The 15411-nt window shown below is 68.3% G+C and carries 15 protein-coding genes; 2 read left to right on the top strand and 13 right to left on the bottom strand.

The features are described from left to right. Positions 1–425: 425 nt before the first annotated feature. The 13 genes from ACGFIZ_RS15445 to ACGFIZ_RS15385 all read right to left on the bottom strand — a co-directional run bounded on the left by ACGFIZ_RS15445 (position 426) and on the right by ACGFIZ_RS15385 (position 12475). Entirely contained in the window at positions 426–1034 is a 609-nt protein-coding gene (locus tag ACGFIZ_RS15445) for an RNA polymerase sigma factor (protein ID WP_393419634.1), read from the bottom strand. Positions 1035–1891: 857 nt separating this feature from the next. Then, on the bottom strand, positions 1892–2236 hold the full coding sequence (locus tag ACGFIZ_RS15440; protein ID WP_393419632.1) for a hypothetical protein: 345 nt from the start codon (positions 2234–2236) through the stop codon (positions 1892–1894). Between the two features lie 154 nt (positions 2237–2390). Continuing rightward, complete coding sequence (locus ACGFIZ_RS15435) at positions 2391–3605, bottom strand: FAD-binding oxidoreductase (protein WP_393419630.1); 1215 nt, start codon at positions 3603–3605, stop codon at positions 2391–2393. Next, positions 3602–4294, bottom strand: coding sequence for a hypothetical protein (locus ACGFIZ_RS15430; RefSeq protein WP_393419628.1), 693 nt, complete (start codon positions 4292–4294; stop codon positions 3602–3604). Before ACGFIZ_RS15430 ends, ACGFIZ_RS15435 begins: the two co-directional genes overlap by 4 nt. Then, entirely contained in the window at positions 4291–4887 is a 597-nt protein-coding gene (locus ACGFIZ_RS15425; protein ID WP_393419625.1) for a hypothetical protein, read from the bottom strand. The genes ACGFIZ_RS15430 and ACGFIZ_RS15425 overlap by 4 nt, the downstream gene beginning before the upstream one ends. Before the next feature lie 285 nt (positions 4888–5172). Then, entirely contained in the window at positions 5173–5874 is a 702-nt protein-coding gene (locus ACGFIZ_RS15420) for an SUKH-4 family immunity protein (protein WP_393419623.1), read from the bottom strand. 342 nt (positions 5875–6216) lie between these two features. Continuing rightward, positions 6217–6522 carry a histone-like nucleoid-structuring protein Lsr2 gene (locus ACGFIZ_RS15415; RefSeq protein WP_393419621.1) on the bottom strand — a complete coding sequence of 102 codons (306 nt, stop codon included), beginning with the start codon at positions 6520–6522 and terminating at the stop codon, positions 6217–6219. Positions 6523–7189: 667 nt separating this feature from the next. After that, positions 7190–8404 (bottom strand): histidine decarboxylase, encoded by a 1215-nt coding sequence (locus tag ACGFIZ_RS15410; protein WP_393419619.1) that lies wholly within the window; start codon positions 8402–8404, stop codon positions 7190–7192. Next, positions 8401–9090, bottom strand: a complete 690-nt coding sequence (locus ACGFIZ_RS15405; RefSeq protein WP_393419618.1) for a hypothetical protein — start codon at positions 9088–9090, stop codon at positions 8401–8403. Before ACGFIZ_RS15405 ends, ACGFIZ_RS15410 begins: the two co-directional genes overlap by 4 nt. A 308-nt stretch (positions 9091–9398) precedes the next feature. Further along, complete coding sequence (locus ACGFIZ_RS15400; protein WP_393419783.1) at positions 9399–10844, bottom strand: APC family permease; 1446 nt, start codon at positions 10842–10844, stop codon at positions 9399–9401. Positions 10845–10855: 11 nt separating this feature from the next. Further along, positions 10856–11119, bottom strand: a complete 264-nt coding sequence (locus ACGFIZ_RS15395; protein ID WP_393419617.1) for a hypothetical protein — start codon at positions 11117–11119, stop codon at positions 10856–10858. A 214-nt stretch (positions 11120–11333) separates the two neighbouring features. Next, on the bottom strand, positions 11334–12170 hold the full coding sequence (locus ACGFIZ_RS15390) for an N-acetyltransferase (protein WP_393419615.1): 837 nt from the start codon (positions 12168–12170) through the stop codon (positions 11334–11336). Next, entirely contained in the window at positions 12167–12475 is a 309-nt protein-coding gene (locus ACGFIZ_RS15385; protein ID WP_347671437.1) for a hypothetical protein, read from the bottom strand. Before ACGFIZ_RS15385 ends, ACGFIZ_RS15390 begins: the two co-directional genes overlap by 4 nt. A gap of 486 nt (positions 12476–12961) precedes the next feature. Here ACGFIZ_RS15385 and ACGFIZ_RS15380 point away from each other — a divergent pair, with 486 nt between their 5' ends. Then, positions 12962–14299 (top strand): hypothetical protein, encoded by a 1338-nt coding sequence (locus tag ACGFIZ_RS15380; protein WP_393419613.1) that lies wholly within the window; start codon positions 12962–12964, stop codon positions 14297–14299. 33 nt (positions 14300–14332) lie between these two features. Then, on the top strand, positions 14333–15208 hold the full coding sequence (locus ACGFIZ_RS15375; protein ID WP_393419611.1) for a DMT family transporter: 876 nt from the start codon (positions 14333–14335) through the stop codon (positions 15206–15208). Positions 15209–15411: the final 203 nt, after the last annotated feature.

Raw genomic sequence — 15411 nt, 5'->3', positions numbered from 1 at the left:
GGGCCGTTGGCGGCGCGGATCGTCCCCGGGCCTGCGCTGGGTCGAGGCGTGGGACAGCAGGTTGTCGGCGTCATCGGTAATGACCGTGCCCGTGGCGTAGGGGTGCGGCGGCGGGCTGGAGTCGGTTGCGGCGTCGTCCGTCGGTGATGCCGGCGGCATCACTTGTTGATCTTCCAGCCGTGTCTTTCCGCAAGGCGCGACAGAGTGTCCGAGGGTTTCGGGTCGCGGGGAACAAGGCGCATCTCTGCATGTGTCAGGTGAGTCCATTTCGGATCGCGTACGAACGATGTGGGGTGCGGTTGCGCAGGTGGAGCCGGTGTCGCCGGTGACCTGTTCGGGCTGCGGGTGATGCGGGTGCGTCGTAGGGCGGCGCAGCCCACCCCGTCCGCCACGTCGTGGACCAATCCCCAGCGGCACCCTCGGCCTCAGCTCGCCTCGTCCGAACGACCGGGACGCATAGCTGCGAGCTGGACGACGGCCTCCGCTCTGGCAAGCATCTGCCGGCGTTCCACCTGCTTCGCCGTAAGGCCACCCAGCAAAGCTCCGGTCTCCTTCTGCGTGAACCCCTCCATGAACCGGAGCGCCAACACGGCCCCGCCCGGACTCATGAGCGACCTCAGCACCCCTACGACTCGCTCTGAGTCGAGCCGGCGTAAAACGGCCGCTTCCGCGCTTTCGACTGCGCCAGGATGATCAAACACATACTCGTGCAAGAAACCCGCTGGCATCTCTGGCTTGCGCCGCTTCGATCGCTTGTGATTCCTGACCACTGACATCGCAACGTAGTTCAGCCACGTCCAGAAGGACGCACGCGCGGCGTCGTACTGGCGCAAACTCCGGTAGGCGCACAGGAGCGCGTCGCATGCAAGGTCCTCCGCAACCTCATACGACGCCTCCGGGGCCAGCCAACGCACGACCATGAGCGTGAGCCTGACCCTGTAGCGGTCATAGAGGCTGCCGAAAGCATCAAGATCGCCGGCCCGTGCGCGTTCGATCAGCGCGTGCTCGTCGCACTCGTCCCCCCCGGGCCTCACGCAGCACCCCTCCTCAGGCCGTCGTCGCGCTGTTTCGGGCCCCTACACCATGAAGGCAACATGTCCTGCACTTCCCGCCAGATGTCGCCATGACAGGTCACGGTCATGGTCGCCACGCCGGAAGCCCTCCGACACAGATGCTTAAGGTCGGGCACGCGCTGCCCTGCCACGGTTGCCGATGACTGGCCACCGGCCGAGCGAGTGTGGGCGCGCGGTTAGGCGAGGTCGGCCGTGACGCCCTGATGTTGGCGCCGCCCCCTGTCCCCGGCAGCGGAGCGGGGACACACTCGGCCGAGGCGCTGTTTGCTTGTGGCGCTGGCGTTTCGCCAGGTGTCGTTAATTTCAGCAGCCCGGCACGTGCCTGCGGGGGGAGGTGGTCGTCGTCCAAGGTTGTCATCGTCTTTTTGCCTGTTCCGGGCGGCTGGTCAATTGGTCATCGGCGACGCTGGCCATTCGACTCGCGGTGTCGAGGATGACCTTCAAGTGCGCCCTGGTCGCGCTCGACTGTTCACATGGAATCGTGCTCTTGTATCTGCTCCGCGGTCTCGCGGAGCGTCCGCTCGTAGTCAGTCTCCACGTGTTCCTCCGGTTTCGGTTTCCGTAGGCTGGCCATTCCCGCCGGACTTGAGTCGAACCTGATTCGACCAGCCTTGTACGCGTTCTGAAGTTCTACCGTGAGATGCGCAAAGACCGCTACTGATTGCCGTCGAGGAGATGATCATGCACCCCCTCGGGATTGCCGGTGAGGAGTTCGCGTACAACCTCCAGAGGAATTGTGGGGTGTCCGTACTCCGGAGTTCTTGAGAGCTATGATGCGGGACGGCAGAGGTGACAGCCGAGGTGGCCTCGGTAGCAGTTCACAAAAATTGCCTCAGAATGCAGGCGGGCGGTGACTCGCCATTCGAGCTCGTCGGAGCGGCATACGTCGACGTTCCCTTCGGTACCAGCTCTGGGATGATGGCCTGGTATGAGGTTTCGGAAAGGAGGTTTCCGGTCACGTCTACTCGAATTAGATGCGGCAATCGCAGGAGGGGATCCAAGCCCTGGACCATGTTTCGGGGAATGAAGCCGGCCCTGAGCAGCATCCGTGCCACTGGCGATAGATCGTTAAGAGAGCTGTCGTTTACCACGAGCGTGCCGAGTCGATTCAGTTCCGACAGCTCTCCCAGATCGGCGGGGTCGCAGCCGACCAGGATCAGCATTTCAAGAGACCGGCACCCTGCTGATTACTGTCAGGTCCACCGCGTCCCTGACGTGGCAGCTCAGTTACCGCATTCTCCTCCGATTGAGTGAACGGTGGTTCGTGCCCGACGGCCCTTGCGATCGCCTTTGCTATTGCTGGATCCACGCGTTCTCCTATGCGGTGTGGCGGGTGAAGGTTTCCGCCACGTGCAGGTGGCCGGCGGGCACGCCGGCTGCGGGGAGGCGTAGCCGGGCGTGGGTGATCAGGTCGGGTGGGCCGGCGACGAAGACGTGCTGGCCGGGCTGGTAGTGCTGCAGGGCGAGGGTGAGCACGTCGCCTTGGGAGGCCGGTTCGACGAGCGGGTCGTTGGAGAGTGCGGGGACAACGGTGAGCCAGTCGTGGTGGGTGGTTTGGAGTTTGTCGAGGGCGACGCTGTCGTAGAGGTCGGGCATGGTGCGGGCGCCGACAACGAGGGTGACCCGGCGCCGCGGCCGGATGCCGGCGAGGTGTTCGGTGACGGCGCGTAGGGGCGCCAGGCCGGTGCCGCCCGCGGTGAGGATCAGGTCGGTGCCGTGGGTGGAGTGCAGGCGGACGGAGTTCGCGGCGAGGTGTTCGACGATGGCCCGCAGCGGCGCCAGTCCGGTGCCGCCTGCGGCGAGGAGGAGGTCGCCGTCGTGGTTGGGGTCGAGGGTGAGGCCCATGGTGTAGGGCGCTCCGAGCCACAGTTGCTCGCCGATGGCGGTGTGGTGGGCGAGTAGCGGTGAGACCGGTCCGGCGGTGATGGCGCGGATGTGTAGCTCGATGGTGCCGTCGGGGCGGAGCGCGTTCGCTGGGGAGTACCACCGCCACACGCCGGGCCGGCGGAGGGTGGTGACGGGGATGGCTTGGCCGGCCTGGTAGCGCAGTCGGCGTCGGGGCCGCAGGGTGAGGATGGTGATGGTGTCGGCGGCGTGTTCGCGGTCAATGATCTCGGCGGGGGTCCAGGCGGGGCCGCCGCCGATTCGGGTGGCGGCGCGGTGGGTGAGGTTCAGGGCGTGGCGGCCGTGGCGCTGCCAGTGGTCGGCGGTCTCGGGTGTCCAGCCGGAAGTATGGCGGGCGATCGTGGCGATCAGGGCGTCAAGGAGAAGGTCGTGGTGGTGGGGCTGCATGCCGAGGTGTTGGTAGGTGGGGGCGAGGGCGGCGAGGAGGGCGGTGCGGCCGGCGTGGTGGTCGTCGCCAGCGATGAGGTGGCCGAGGGTGGCGAGGAACAGGGGCATCTCGCGTTCCGGCAGCGGTGGGCGGAGTCGGTCGGCGAGGGTGGACCGGAAGTGGTCGGCGGCGCGGTGGATGAACGGTGTGACCGCCGTCCAGGAGGAGCGGAGCGCGGCTAGCTGGGGCGACGGCGTCACGACGCCGCCTTGGTGTTCACCGGCCATGCCTGCGGGTTCGCCAAGCCCGCGAGGGGTGTCCTCTCGATGTGGCAGGGTCGAGCGCCGGTAGCGGTGGCCGCGAGACCGGTCAACGCGGCGCGCAGCATCGGGTGTGAGACGTGGCGGAGGCCGCGGGCGGCGACGGCCTCCACCCCGCCGGTGGTGGTGGGCAGTTGGTCGGTGTGGGGGTGTAGGCGGGCCCAGGTGAGGCGGCCGGCGATGGCGATCGGGGCGAGATAGCCGAAGTAAACGATGAACAGGCGGACGGACTGTTCGGCGGTGTGGTGGGCGCGGCGGTGGTCGGCGAGGGCGTCGTAGACGGTGATCATGTCGAGTTCGTCCCACAGGTGCTGATCCGGCGGGTTGTGGTGGACACGCTGGGCCGCTGACCGGTAGTAGACCTCGGCCAACCACCTGTCGGGTAGGGCGGCGAGGAGGGCGGCGACGGCGAGGACCGCGGCGATGGTGTGGCAGTGGCCGGCACCGTGGCGGCCTTGTACGGCGGCGAGGGAGTCCAGGGCTTGGTGGAGGTCACGGCGCTGCCGCGCGCTGGTCGGGTCCGGGGTGCGGCGGGCGAGGGCCTGGAGGGCGGCGTGTGTGGGGTCGGGGGGTGGCGTCTGTCGTGGAACGGTCCACAGGGCCAGGGCCCGTTCGGCGATGGTGGTCACGTCGTTACTCCGATGCGTGGTTGTTGTTGGGTGCAAACGGCGGGGTGGTTGAGGCTGGGCGGGGTGCCGAGCGCGGCGGTCACCGTGCTGGCTAGGGGGTCGCCAGCAGGGAGATAACGGCTGATGCCGGTGCGGGCGGCGTGCAGGCAGCGGGTGGCCAGCCGGTGGTGTCCGCAGTCGCGGTAGAGCCGGCCGAGGCTGATCAGGGTGTGCATGCTCAACCGGGGGTGTTGGCCGTACCGCAGGCGGGCGGCGGCGTGAACGGCGGCGAGGTCCCGCAACCCGGTCGCGCAGTCGCCGAGGCTGTGTCGGAGCTGGGCGAGGTCCGCTCGGGCGCGCAACGTCTGCGCGTGGTTGACGCCGACGGCCCTGGTGATGGCGGCGATGAGGTCCTGGTACACCGTGACGGCGAGGTGCGGCTGGCCGGTCTGCGCGGCCAACGGAGCCAGTAGGCCTGCGGCCCGTACCCTGGTCGGGTCGTCGACGGGCAGGTGCCGGCACTGGTGGTGGGCGTACTGCGCCCAGGTGTAGGCGTCGGTGAGTGCACCGTCGGCCCGCAGGGCAGCGCTGCGGCGCAACGCGTCGGCGACCACCTGCTGACAAACAGCCGCAGCGCTCGCTGGCGCGTGGCGATGTGATGAGGCCGCTACGGGTGGAGATGTGCCTCGGTCTTGCAGGGTGTACATGACTCCGTTCCTCTGGTTGTGGATGAGGTGTGGCCGGCGACGAAGGAGTTTGAGGAAGGTCCGCCGCCGGCCGCCGGCCGGCGAGTTGTTCCTGCCCGCATTGGAGACCGGTGGACAACGCGGGCGGGAGTGCGAAGGACGACTCGCGGTGGTCAACCACGGCTACGTCGGAGGCGGCTGACCAATCCGGCATCACCCCTCCGACGCGAGGCTCTCCAACGCGAAGAGCACTACGTGCTGCCAGAACATGGCCGGGCTGTCGAAGGACGGCGGGTCGATGTCGCGAATCTCCCCGACCAGGCGGCGCACCTCGTCCCCGATCTCTTCCGCCATCTCGTCCTCGTCTTCGCTGTCGAGCAGGTCGAGGTCCTTGAACTTCAACCGGAGCTGGTACATGGTCTCGATGAATCGCTCAAGGGACGTGTTGACCAGTGCGAACTTTCGGTCGCTGCTGCCCGGCTCGTACCAGTGGATGCGGTTGTCCGCCCGCGACATGCAGGCGACGCCGCCCATGCCCGCGGCGATCACGATGTCGTCCCGGACCTCTGGCGGGAACTTGTCCGGAGTCTCGGTGTCGAGGGCTTGGCTGATGGTCTGCGGGGAGTCGGTCCGGACGTTGCCGAAATACAGTTGGCCCAGGAGTGACTGGGGCATGCCGACCTCGGTCAGCAGTCGCCGGTCCTCGGGGTCGGCGAAGTGCTGCTCGGCGACCTCCGGCGGCATCGTCTCGACCTGGAGCGAGCCGAACGCCGACACCAGTTCCGCGTGCGTGACCGTCTCGGGCCCCTTAGCCGGCTGCGGCGAGTTCGTGTAGGGCGACGGCGGTGCGGTGGCGTTCGCCGTATGGAGCGGAATCCGCCATGGTGGCGTGCCTCGGTGTTGCAGGGTGTGCATGGCTCGGTTCCTCTGGTTGTGAATGGGGGGCGGCCGGCGGCGGAGGAGTGGAGGAAGGCCCGCCGCCGGCCGCTGGCCGGCGAGTTGTTCCTGCCCGCGTTGGACCCGGAGCAGGAGCCGGCTCGGCAGTCATTCGGGTTGACTGCCACCGCCCCGGGCCCCGGCGGGCGGGGTGTGCGCCGCTGCCGGGGATGGGGCGGTTCACCATCTGGGCGGTGGAGTGTGTCCGCCCTGCTGGTGGGTCAGGTGGTTTCCGGGTGAAGGCCACGGCGAGGACGGCCACCCCGGCGGTGCGGCTGGCCCACCGGCCGCCGGCCACGGTGGGTGACAAGGGGTAGGGCGTCATTTGGGCCCCCTGCCGGTGACGGCAACGGTGTCGTGGGCGCGGGCACTACGCACAGCTGCGGGCGTGGTGCCGATGGTTGCTTCACGCCAGGCGTCGACCACGTCGTTGGGGATACGGCCTATCGGCTTCACCTGGTAGCCGTTCTCGGCGGCCCAGGTCCGTACGGCGGCGGCGTCCACCTCGCTCTTGGCGCCTGCTGGCCGGGCCAGGGTGGTGGTGGGAGGTGTGGGAGTCGCCGTGGCGGCGGCGCCGTGGTCCAGGTCGTGGAGCCGGGCGCGGGCGTCGGCGAGTTTCTGTTCCAAGCTTCGATCTCCGCGTCGATCCGTTGCCGGCGGGCCATGTACTCGGTGTGGCAGCGCTGGGCAGATCGGCCGCGAGGGCCTGAATCTTTTCGGCCAGTGCCCGGGTTCGGCCGTTTTCCGATCGCATGGCGAAGGAGAGCAGGTGATCGACGTTGACGGTCAGAGTGGCGGGTTCTGGCGGGGTGGGTGGGCTCGTGCGTCCGGTGGTTGCGCGGATACCCATCGGCACAGGTGTGGTGTCGCGTTCGCCCTTGGCGAGTCGTTCCAGATGGGCGCGCGTTTCTGGCGGGAGAAAGTCCTGCAAGGCTGTCGTCATCGCGGTTACGCAAAGTCCGGGGGGAGGGGTTAGACGGGGTGGTGGTGAGTGACGATGTCGAGGGCATCTCGGGCCTCCGGACAAGGTGTGAAGGCGAACTGCCCCAGGTCTTCGCAGCCGCGGCATAAGCCGTCATCGCCGGCCCGGTGGACTGTGAGCGTGGTTCGGACCCGCTCGGTGACGGTGTGGTTCACCTCCTGCGGCTGAGGGCCGGAGCGTGCGGGAAGGACGCGGGCATCAGGCCGGCGTTGGCTCCGGTGTCGTGCCACTGGTACTCGGGGTGCAAGACGTAGCCGGGTCGTCATGTTGATCGCCTCCGTGGATCGGTAGACGGTGCCGGAAGAAGAACAGTCAGTGCCCAGCGGTACTAGCGTCCGATTCGGGCGAGAGCCGGGGCCGCGGGATCAACTCGGGCGGCACGGCAGCGGTCACCAAATCCGCAACAAAAGCGTCGATCTGGCCGCGGGTGATGCCGGGCATGCAGATGATGTGGCTGGTGTCGCCGTCGGTGGCGAGCAGCCATTTCTTCCGTACCGGTTCGGGTGGGGTGGGAAGGACGACGGTGAAGGCGTGGGGGTGCCGCCAGGCGGGCCAGCCGGCGGCGGTGAGCTGGTAGACGGCGTATGCGGCGAGGGTTCGTGCTTCGCTGGCACGCCAGCGGTGCCCTTCGCGGCCGTGGGTGGCGATGGCGTGCCACAGCAGCGCGGCGGCCAGGCCGCAGCGGGAGCCGGTGATGGTGGTGTCGAGGGTGTCGGTGTAGGCGACGTGGTTGCCACTGGTGCGCGCCCTGTCGCGGATGAGCACGACCCCGCACGGGGTCGGCACGCCGAGGAACTTGTGGCCGGACACGGCGATGCTGCCGATGCCGCCGGCATCATCGAGGCGTAGCTGGCCGTCGAGGGCGAGCGGGATGCCGGACAGGGCCGCGTCAACGTGCAGGTGCCCGGCAACGCCGTGCTCGTCGAGGACGGCGCGGATGCGGGTGCTGTCGTCCACCGCCTCGGTGAGGGTGGTGCCGGCGGTGGCCACCACGATGGCGGGCCACCGCCGACGCTTACGGACCTGCGCGGCCAGATGCGCGTAGTCCATCTCTCCGTCCGGACGCGCGTCGACAACCACGCTGCGCGCGCCGAGTATTTCCACCGTCTTGGGGATCGAGTAGTGCGCGGCAGCCGAGTAGTAAATCCGGGCGGCGGGATGACGGCGGTGGGCGGCGTGCAGGGCGGACAGGTTGCCTTCGGTGCCGCCTGTGGTGACGTAGCCCCACCGGTCGTCGGCGGGCATGGCCAGGATGTCGGCGACCCAGGCGACGACGGCCCGCTCCAGCACCCGCGTGTGGGCGAGCCCGCCCTCATCGCCGGGGTCGCCGATGTTGTTCCACAACCGGTTGCCGAGGCGGGCCATGACCTCGCTCTGGTCGAGGTCCACCGCCCCGGGGAAGCCGACGCTCGTCGCCGCTGCCGCATCGGCCTCGCGTACCAGGTGGTCGAGTACTACGGTGACGTCGACGGGCGGCCGGCTCAGGTCCGCGGCATCGGCGAGGCTGAGGGTCGGGGTGTGGGTCACGCCGGCCGCCTGGCGAGCAGGTGCGTGGCGAGGATGCTGTTCAGCGCGATGAGCCGGCGCCATATCAAGCGGGTCTCGTCGTCGCCCTGCTCGGTGAGGTTGGAGTAGGGATTGTGGTAGGTGATTCGGTCCGGGTCGAGGGTCTTGCTGCAGCGGATCCCGGTGTCGCCCAGGCGGGCCTCGGGGTCACGGTCGATGTGCATGACGGTGCCGTCGACCATCACGGCGTAGCACTGGCCCTTGAGGTTGAAGGCCGACATGTAGCGGCCGGCGGCAGCCCCGTCACGTAGCGATGCGGCGACCTGGTACCAGCGTCCCCGGTCCGAGTCGAGGGTGCTGACACCGACGCCGACGTATGTGGCGCCGGTGGGCAGGGTCATGTCCCCGCCGTTGACCATGGAGCCCTGGGGCCCGAGAGGACTCCAGGCACGGCCGAGGGCGGCGATGTTGTCCGCCGCTACCTCCGTCAGGTCGCCCAGCAGCCTGGGCAGGTCGTCGGAGTCCGGTGACTGCGGCCAGGTTCGGGTGGCGGTGTACAGCTTGTAGCCATGTGGCTCGGTCAAGGCGTTGCAGGTGAAGAACAGCATCACGGCGTGTGGGCTGACCGCGTCGCGCCGGCCGAACGCCTGGTCAGCCGCGATGAGGTGGCTGCTGTTGGCCCGCTTGCACCGGTACGCGATCTGCATCCGCAGGTCAGCCTGGCGGCGGACCCCAACCTCGGTCTCGTCATCGACATGCCTCGGCCCCGCCGGGGACAGGGGTGAACTTGCTCTCGGAGTCGGGGGTAGGGACGGGGGAACGGCTGCGGCCGGGGGCCGGTGCTGCTCGGCAGGAACCCGGGCCGCCCCATATCCCGGCGGTGGGACAGGCACCTGCTGGCCGGCGGGCGGCACCGCAGGCGGGTGGGCCGGCCGCCAGGCGGGGTCCAGGGGATCAACGCCGTAGTGCCGACCAGGTGAAGGCATGGCAGCATGCGTTCTGATCATCGCTCCCCCTAAATCGAGATGCTCATGGAATCGGGGACGGCGTGGATTTTCGGGGTGCCACGGCCGATGCCGACGTAGACCTCGGGCCGCGACTGCCGCAGCAGCGCCGCCCAGATCCCACCGATGACAGCGGTGGCAGCGAGGATCGCGGGCAGCAGAAACGGATACAGCGACCCCGGCGCGGCACCCAACAGCGAGCCGACGTTGCCGACCATCAGGGCCAGCACCACCACCCCGCCGAGCACACCCAGCACGGGCGCGAGCCGCCACTCCCACATCCCGGGCCGCTGGCCGCGCACGCTGGTCGGTGCCCTGAACGCGGCCACCGACGCGGCCAGCAGCAGGCACAACAGGCCCATCGCACCCAAGGCCGACAGCCAGGTGAACATCGCCGCGATGGGGTCAGCACCGCTGAACGCGAACGCGCCCACCACCACCGCAGCGATACCGGTCTGCGTCAGCGACCCGCCGCGCGGCGCCCTGACCCGAATGCCGCTACTGGAACGCGCTAGGCCAGCGGGGAGCACCCCTTCGCGGGCCATCGCGAACACATACCGCGCGATCACGGCGTGGAACGCCAGCATCGACGTGACCATCGCGAAGACCAGCATCAACTCCCCGAGGACAACCCACACACCGCCAAGACGTTCCAGAACCGAGAACGGCAACCCTCCCGCCGGTCCAGCGGCCACCTCGGCAACGGACTGCGGACCGACCGCCACCCCCATCGCCCACGCGGTAACCGCATACACCCCGCCGAGCACGACAACGCCGCCGATCGTGGCCCGGCTGACCGACCTGCGGTCGATAGCCTCCTCAACGAAGGACCCCACCCCGTCGACGCCCATGAATGCAGCCACGCAGAAGGCGACCGCACCGCCGATGCCGCTGACCGCCAACCCCGAGGCGTCGAAGCCCTCCCAGGACGACCCACCGTCCGCCGGCTCGCCGACACCGGCCAGCACGAACACGGTCACGATCAACAGGGACACTGCCAGCACGGCGACCAGGACCCGGGTGGACAGAGCGACCGCCCGCACCCCCAACACCCCGACCGCTGCCAGGGCGATACCCGCCCACACCCACCAGCTGCCGCCGAGGTGCGCGGCCATCGTCGCCCCGAACAGCCCGTACAGGCTGGTCTGGATCGCGTTGTAGGCCACCAGGGCGACCAGGCCGGCGGCAACGCCCCAACCACGACCCAGGCCGTTCGCCAGGATGCCGTAGTAGGCCGCCGGATGCCCGACCTGGCGGGCCATCGCCGTGTACCCGACCGCCAGCACCGCCACGACCCCAGCGACCAGCAGGAAGGTCAGCGGCAGCGCGGTCACCTTCGTCGTCGCATACGTCGCGACGATGCCACCGGCGAGCACCACCATCGGCGCCGACGCCGCCGCCCCGAACACCCACAACCCGAACGGAGTCAACGTCCGCCGCGCGAGACCCACCTGCACATGCGTCGACCTCACCGCCACTCCCCCCGCTTCGGAGAGTCCGGGCACGACACCAGCCGGCAGCCGTCCACCGAGTGCCGGTTCACGTCGGAGGCGTTGGCGGCCACGAGGTACACGGCCGTCGGTCGTACCGGGCCGGTGCGCCAGTAGCCCTGGTCTCGGTCGAGCCGGCGCTGCGCGATGGCGGCGTCGGGCGTGAACCCGAACAGGTCGTGGGTGCCGTTCGGCCATTCGCGCCGGATCGCGTGCCCCCACGCGTAGGCGTCCGACGTCACGTCTCCCGCGTCCGTGACGGCGACACCAGCACGTGCGACGCCCAGCAGAACCGGCAAACATCGCCCCAAGCTGGGCAATCGTGGCGGGGCCGAGGTGGTAGGCCCGGTTAGGGTCAGCATGAGAAGTCCTTCCTTCAGAGGGGTACAGCGAGGCTGCCTGCCGGCCGAGAGAGTCACACCGGTCAGGCGGTGAACAGATGCCAAGAAAGCGCAGTCAGGGAGAGGTCGGTGCGGCTGCCGGCATCACCGCACGGCGAACAGGGATCCGATGAATCCGGACCCGGCGAGGCAACTCATCGCCAGCAGACCCGCCGGGCCGCCCGCGAGGCTCACGCCACATCCGCCACACCGCCGGGCCACCCGGCTCCAGCAAAATCGGCACCCGCGGCCTGTACCCGAGGCGAGCGAGCAGACCCTCCCGGGGCCGATCACTGACCAACTCCGCATACGACGGCAGCCCCTCAGCATCGAGACCACGAAGGTGGCTGGCCAGCACCGCGCTCCCGACCTCATCGCGATGCCCAGAGGCGACCGCCAGGTGGGCCAGGTAGTGATGCGGGGTGTGAGGATGCACCGCGTCGACGTACGCGTGGAACGCAGCGAACCGGTTGGCGTGCGCACCAAACAGCCGGTCCAAGTCGTACGCCCAGGGCGCGGACGCCGGTGTTGGTTCCGATCGGCGGTACCAGACCGCCACAGCGGCACGATCGCCAGTCGTATCGACATGGCCATGCTCCATCGCATGTGCCAGCACGAACTCGGCGTATCCGTGCAGGACCCTTCTGCGAGCGGCCACGTCTGGTACCAGCCACGCGCCCAGAGACCCGGCCAACAGCGAATCGGCGAGAAGCGCGGCCAGCGCGGCGCTGTCGTCACCGGTCGCGCGACCCACAGCCGTATTGATCGACTGCATGTCGGTTTCCCGCCGATCGGAATCGCCTCGTCCGACGGGTTGGCTTGGGGCACGTTCCGGATCGGCAGCGCTTGGTGTCTCGCCGGTGCTGATGAGCGAGGTCATGGGTAGGCCGGCTCGCGTCATGGTCACCGTCATGACGGCTCCTCAACTCGTGCGGCGTTCGACTGTTCGGACCATGAGGCCAAGATTTCGCGCAGCGCGTCGGTTCCGTTGTCAGTGAGCTGCACGGTCAGACTTCGTGAACGCGGCACGAGATCCAAGAACCGCTCACCGATGAGAAGGTGCACAGTCGTGCGGATCGCCTCAACGGACACCAATGGCAGCGCAGTGGCAAGCTCGGCAACCGTCCACGTGCGATCTCCCTCGTTGAGCAGCCGCGAATAGATGGCGCGCCGCGGAGGGCTGTCGACTGCCAGAACCTGAGCGTGGAGAGGCATCATGGGACGTCTGTCCCTACCGCGTCCAGCCCTCTCAGCGCCAAGCGTTTGCATTCATCAGCAAGCCGGGGACAATCGCCGGCGGTGGCGGGGCGGACGCCCAAGGAGACAGCAGGGACGGACATCAGACCTCCCGGTGGTGGGGCGAGGATCGGCACGACGACCTACAACCAGCAGCGTGATCAGCAGGAGCTCGACTCCCCTGGCAACGGGCACGAGCAAACCTTCCTCGACGAGCTGGCTTCGCCGTCTGTCGAACCGCGCCGCGGCGGCGACGCCTAGGGCGTCAATCGGCGCGGCCAGCACGAGATCCGCACCGTGATCGAGCGTCGTATCCGAAGCCGGAAAGATCGACCACCGCTGGTGGGGTGCGAATCCGGTCGGTTCTCCCCGGCAAACGTGGAGTACAAGCTCGATTGACTTCCGCAACAGCGACGGCGATCGCTAAGGTGCTACTCGATGTGAGCATGCCGTGCCATGGAGGTGAGGATGACGAGGAGCGCGCGCAGCTACCAACGAGAGGCCGATGAACTCCGCGCCAGCGGCTGGACCTATCGGCAAATCGCCTCACACTGGCAGCAGCGATACGGCTTCAATCCAAGAGTCGCATTCCGTCTTGCTCATGGGTTGACGCAGGCAGATGTGGCGCAGCGCTGGAACGAGCAGTGGCCCGACGCTGACGCTCCGAAGACGGCGAAGCAGATCTCCTACTGGGAGATCTGGCCGGGCTCGGCGGGCCGGGCACCATCGTTGGAGACGTTGAACAGGCTGGCGTTTCTCTACCGGTGTTCGGCTGGCGAGCTACTCGGCGGCGAGGACCACAGCCACCTGGACACGACGGACATGCGCCTGGGCCAATCAGGCACTTACGTGAGCGGCGTTATTGCGGGGACGACAACCGGTGCGCTTCCACCTGTGGACGCGATCCTGGGTCGGGTTACCGAGCAGGTCGTTGAGGACTTCGAGGTACTGACGGACACCTACCGCCTTATCGACTACCGAGAGGGCTCTGGCCGGGTGAGCGCGGACATCGCCGCTCACCTACGCCGGATGCTGGAGGTCAGCAACCGGACAACCACCAGCAGAACCCATCGCCGGTTGCTGCGGGCTGCTGGGGACGCCGCCCAGTTGGCCGGCTGGCTCGCGATCGACGCGCAGAGGTACGACCAAGCCGAACGCTACTGCCGGCTGACCGTGTCGCTCGCTGAGAAGACCAACGACCTTGCGCTACACGCATACGCCCTTGGCGTGATGAGCTATATCCACTTGCATTCCGGTGACGGCAAGGCCGCACTCGGTGTGCTCGACACCGCCCAGGCGGTGGCCCGTCGCGGTAGCCCTGCGGCTGTCAGATCGTGGCTCCACGAGGCCACCGGTGAGGCGTACGCGCTCCTTGGCCAACCACAGCCCGGCCTCGTTGCGCTGGCGCAGGCCGAGAGAACCTTCGACGGCGTAAGCGCGCACGCTTCCCCAGCCTGGTTGGGCTTCTACAACGCAGACTGCCACGCGGCCCGGCTGAAGGGCCGGTGCCTGACCCGTCTACGCCAACCCCGCGACGCCACTCGTGCGCTGTACGAGGCACTCACGCTTCTGCCGCCCACTTTCGTCCGGGAGCGAGCCGGAACCTTGATCGATCTTGCTGGCGCATATGCGCAGATGGGGCAGGTCGAGCAAGCCTGCGATGCAGCGAGCCAGGCCGACACCCTTGCCCGGCGCACAGGCTCAGAGCGCAACCGCAAGCGCCTCCGTGAGCTGCTAATCGATCTCATGCTGTGGACCAACATCGACTGCGTCCAGAGCCTCTACCGCCAGGTGCTGCTTAACTAGAGGCGTGTTGAGGGCATTCCGCGCGAGTCGCCGGTGAACCGAAGGGCCTGGGTCGAACTCGTCGCCCTCGCCGCCTTGTGGGGTGCGGTTTACCCATTGATCGAGGTCGCGCTGCGTGACCTGTCGCCCACAGTCGTTGTCCTCGGACGTGTCCTGCTCGCATGCCTTCTCCTAATGCCGCTCGCCATCCGGTACAACGCGTTACCGGATCTTTGGCGGCAACCGAGGGCAATCATCGAGACCGTCCTGGTGCAGTCGACCATCCCACTACTGCTGCTGACCTACGGGCAGCAGTACGTCCCCGCTGGTATCGCCGGCATCCTGGTCGGGGCGCAGCCGCTGTTCGTCGCGATCCTCGCCTACCGATACGCCCCTGACGAGCGCCCCCAGGGCTTGAAGGGCGCCGCCGGCATCGCCATCGGCTTTGTCGGACTCATCCTGCTCTTCGGGGTTGACCTCCGCGGCGGCCGACTCGCCCTCCTCGGCGGCGCACTCGTTCTGGCCGCCGCGCTGTGCTACGCCGCCGGCACCATCATGATCCACCGGCGCCACGCCGCCGCCCCGCCGTTGGGCGTCGCCACCTCGGCAATGCTCGTCACGAGTACCGTGATGATCACGCCCGCCACGTTGACGCTGCCCGGTCACTTACCCAACGCTGGTGTGCTGGCGGCCATAGCGTTCCTCGGCATCGTATGCACCGGCATGACCCTCGTGCTCTTCTACACCTTGATCGCGCGCACTGGCCCGGCCCGAGCGGCACTGGCGTTCTATCTGTCGCCCGCCTTCGCCGTTGCGTTCAGCACTGTTTTCGTCCGCGAGCGAATTACCGTCTCTGCCGTCATCGGCTTGGGAGCGATCGTGGCAGGCTGTCTTCTCGCAGCTCAACGCGCGGAGCCAACGCCCGCGTAGAGATCGATGGTGCTGCAACTCCACGCGATCCGTGGAGTCCCGCCTATGGCGGTGGAACGGACGCCGGGGTCGGCCTGCCGCCGCTCGACGCATCATGCTGGATTTTCCTCACTCCGATCCGTACAAGCTGGTGGTCAGGGGTACGGGAAGGCGCGGGCGCATGCACTACCTGGCGGGAGGAGGCGAGCGCACACGATCCTTAG

Origin of the sequence: Micromonospora sp. NPDC048830, assembly GCF_043198215.1 — a bacterium.
Taxonomy (GTDB): Bacteria; Actinomycetota; Actinomycetes; order Mycobacteriales; family Micromonosporaceae; genus Micromonospora.
This window is presented reverse-complemented; position numbering and strand designations above follow the sequence as displayed.

What these genes read in the sequence shown, in the direction of transcription:
- ACGFIZ_RS15440 (WP_393419632.1), bottom strand. Translation starts at nt 2,236, where the DNA reads ATGCTGATCCTGGTCGGCTGCGACCCCGCCGATCTGGGAGAGCTGTCG.
- ACGFIZ_RS15420 (WP_393419623.1), bottom strand. Translation starts at nt 5,874, where the DNA reads ATGCACACCCTGCAACACCGAGGCACGCCACCATGGCGGATTCCGCTC.
- ACGFIZ_RS15405 (WP_393419618.1), bottom strand. Translation starts at nt 9,090, where the DNA reads ATGCAGATCGCGTACCGGTGCAAGCGGGCCAACAGCAGCCACCTCATC.
- ACGFIZ_RS15390 (WP_393419615.1), bottom strand. Translation starts at nt 12,170, where the DNA reads ATGACGGTGACCATGACGCGAGCCGGCCTACCCATGACCTCGCTCATC.
- ACGFIZ_RS15385 (WP_347671437.1), bottom strand. Translation starts at nt 12,475, where the DNA reads ATGATGCCTCTCCACGCTCAGGTTCTGGCAGTCGACAGCCCTCCGCGG.
- ACGFIZ_RS15380 (WP_393419613.1), top strand. Translation starts at nt 12,962, where the DNA reads ATGACGAGGAGCGCGCGCAGCTACCAACGAGAGGCCGATGAACTCCGC.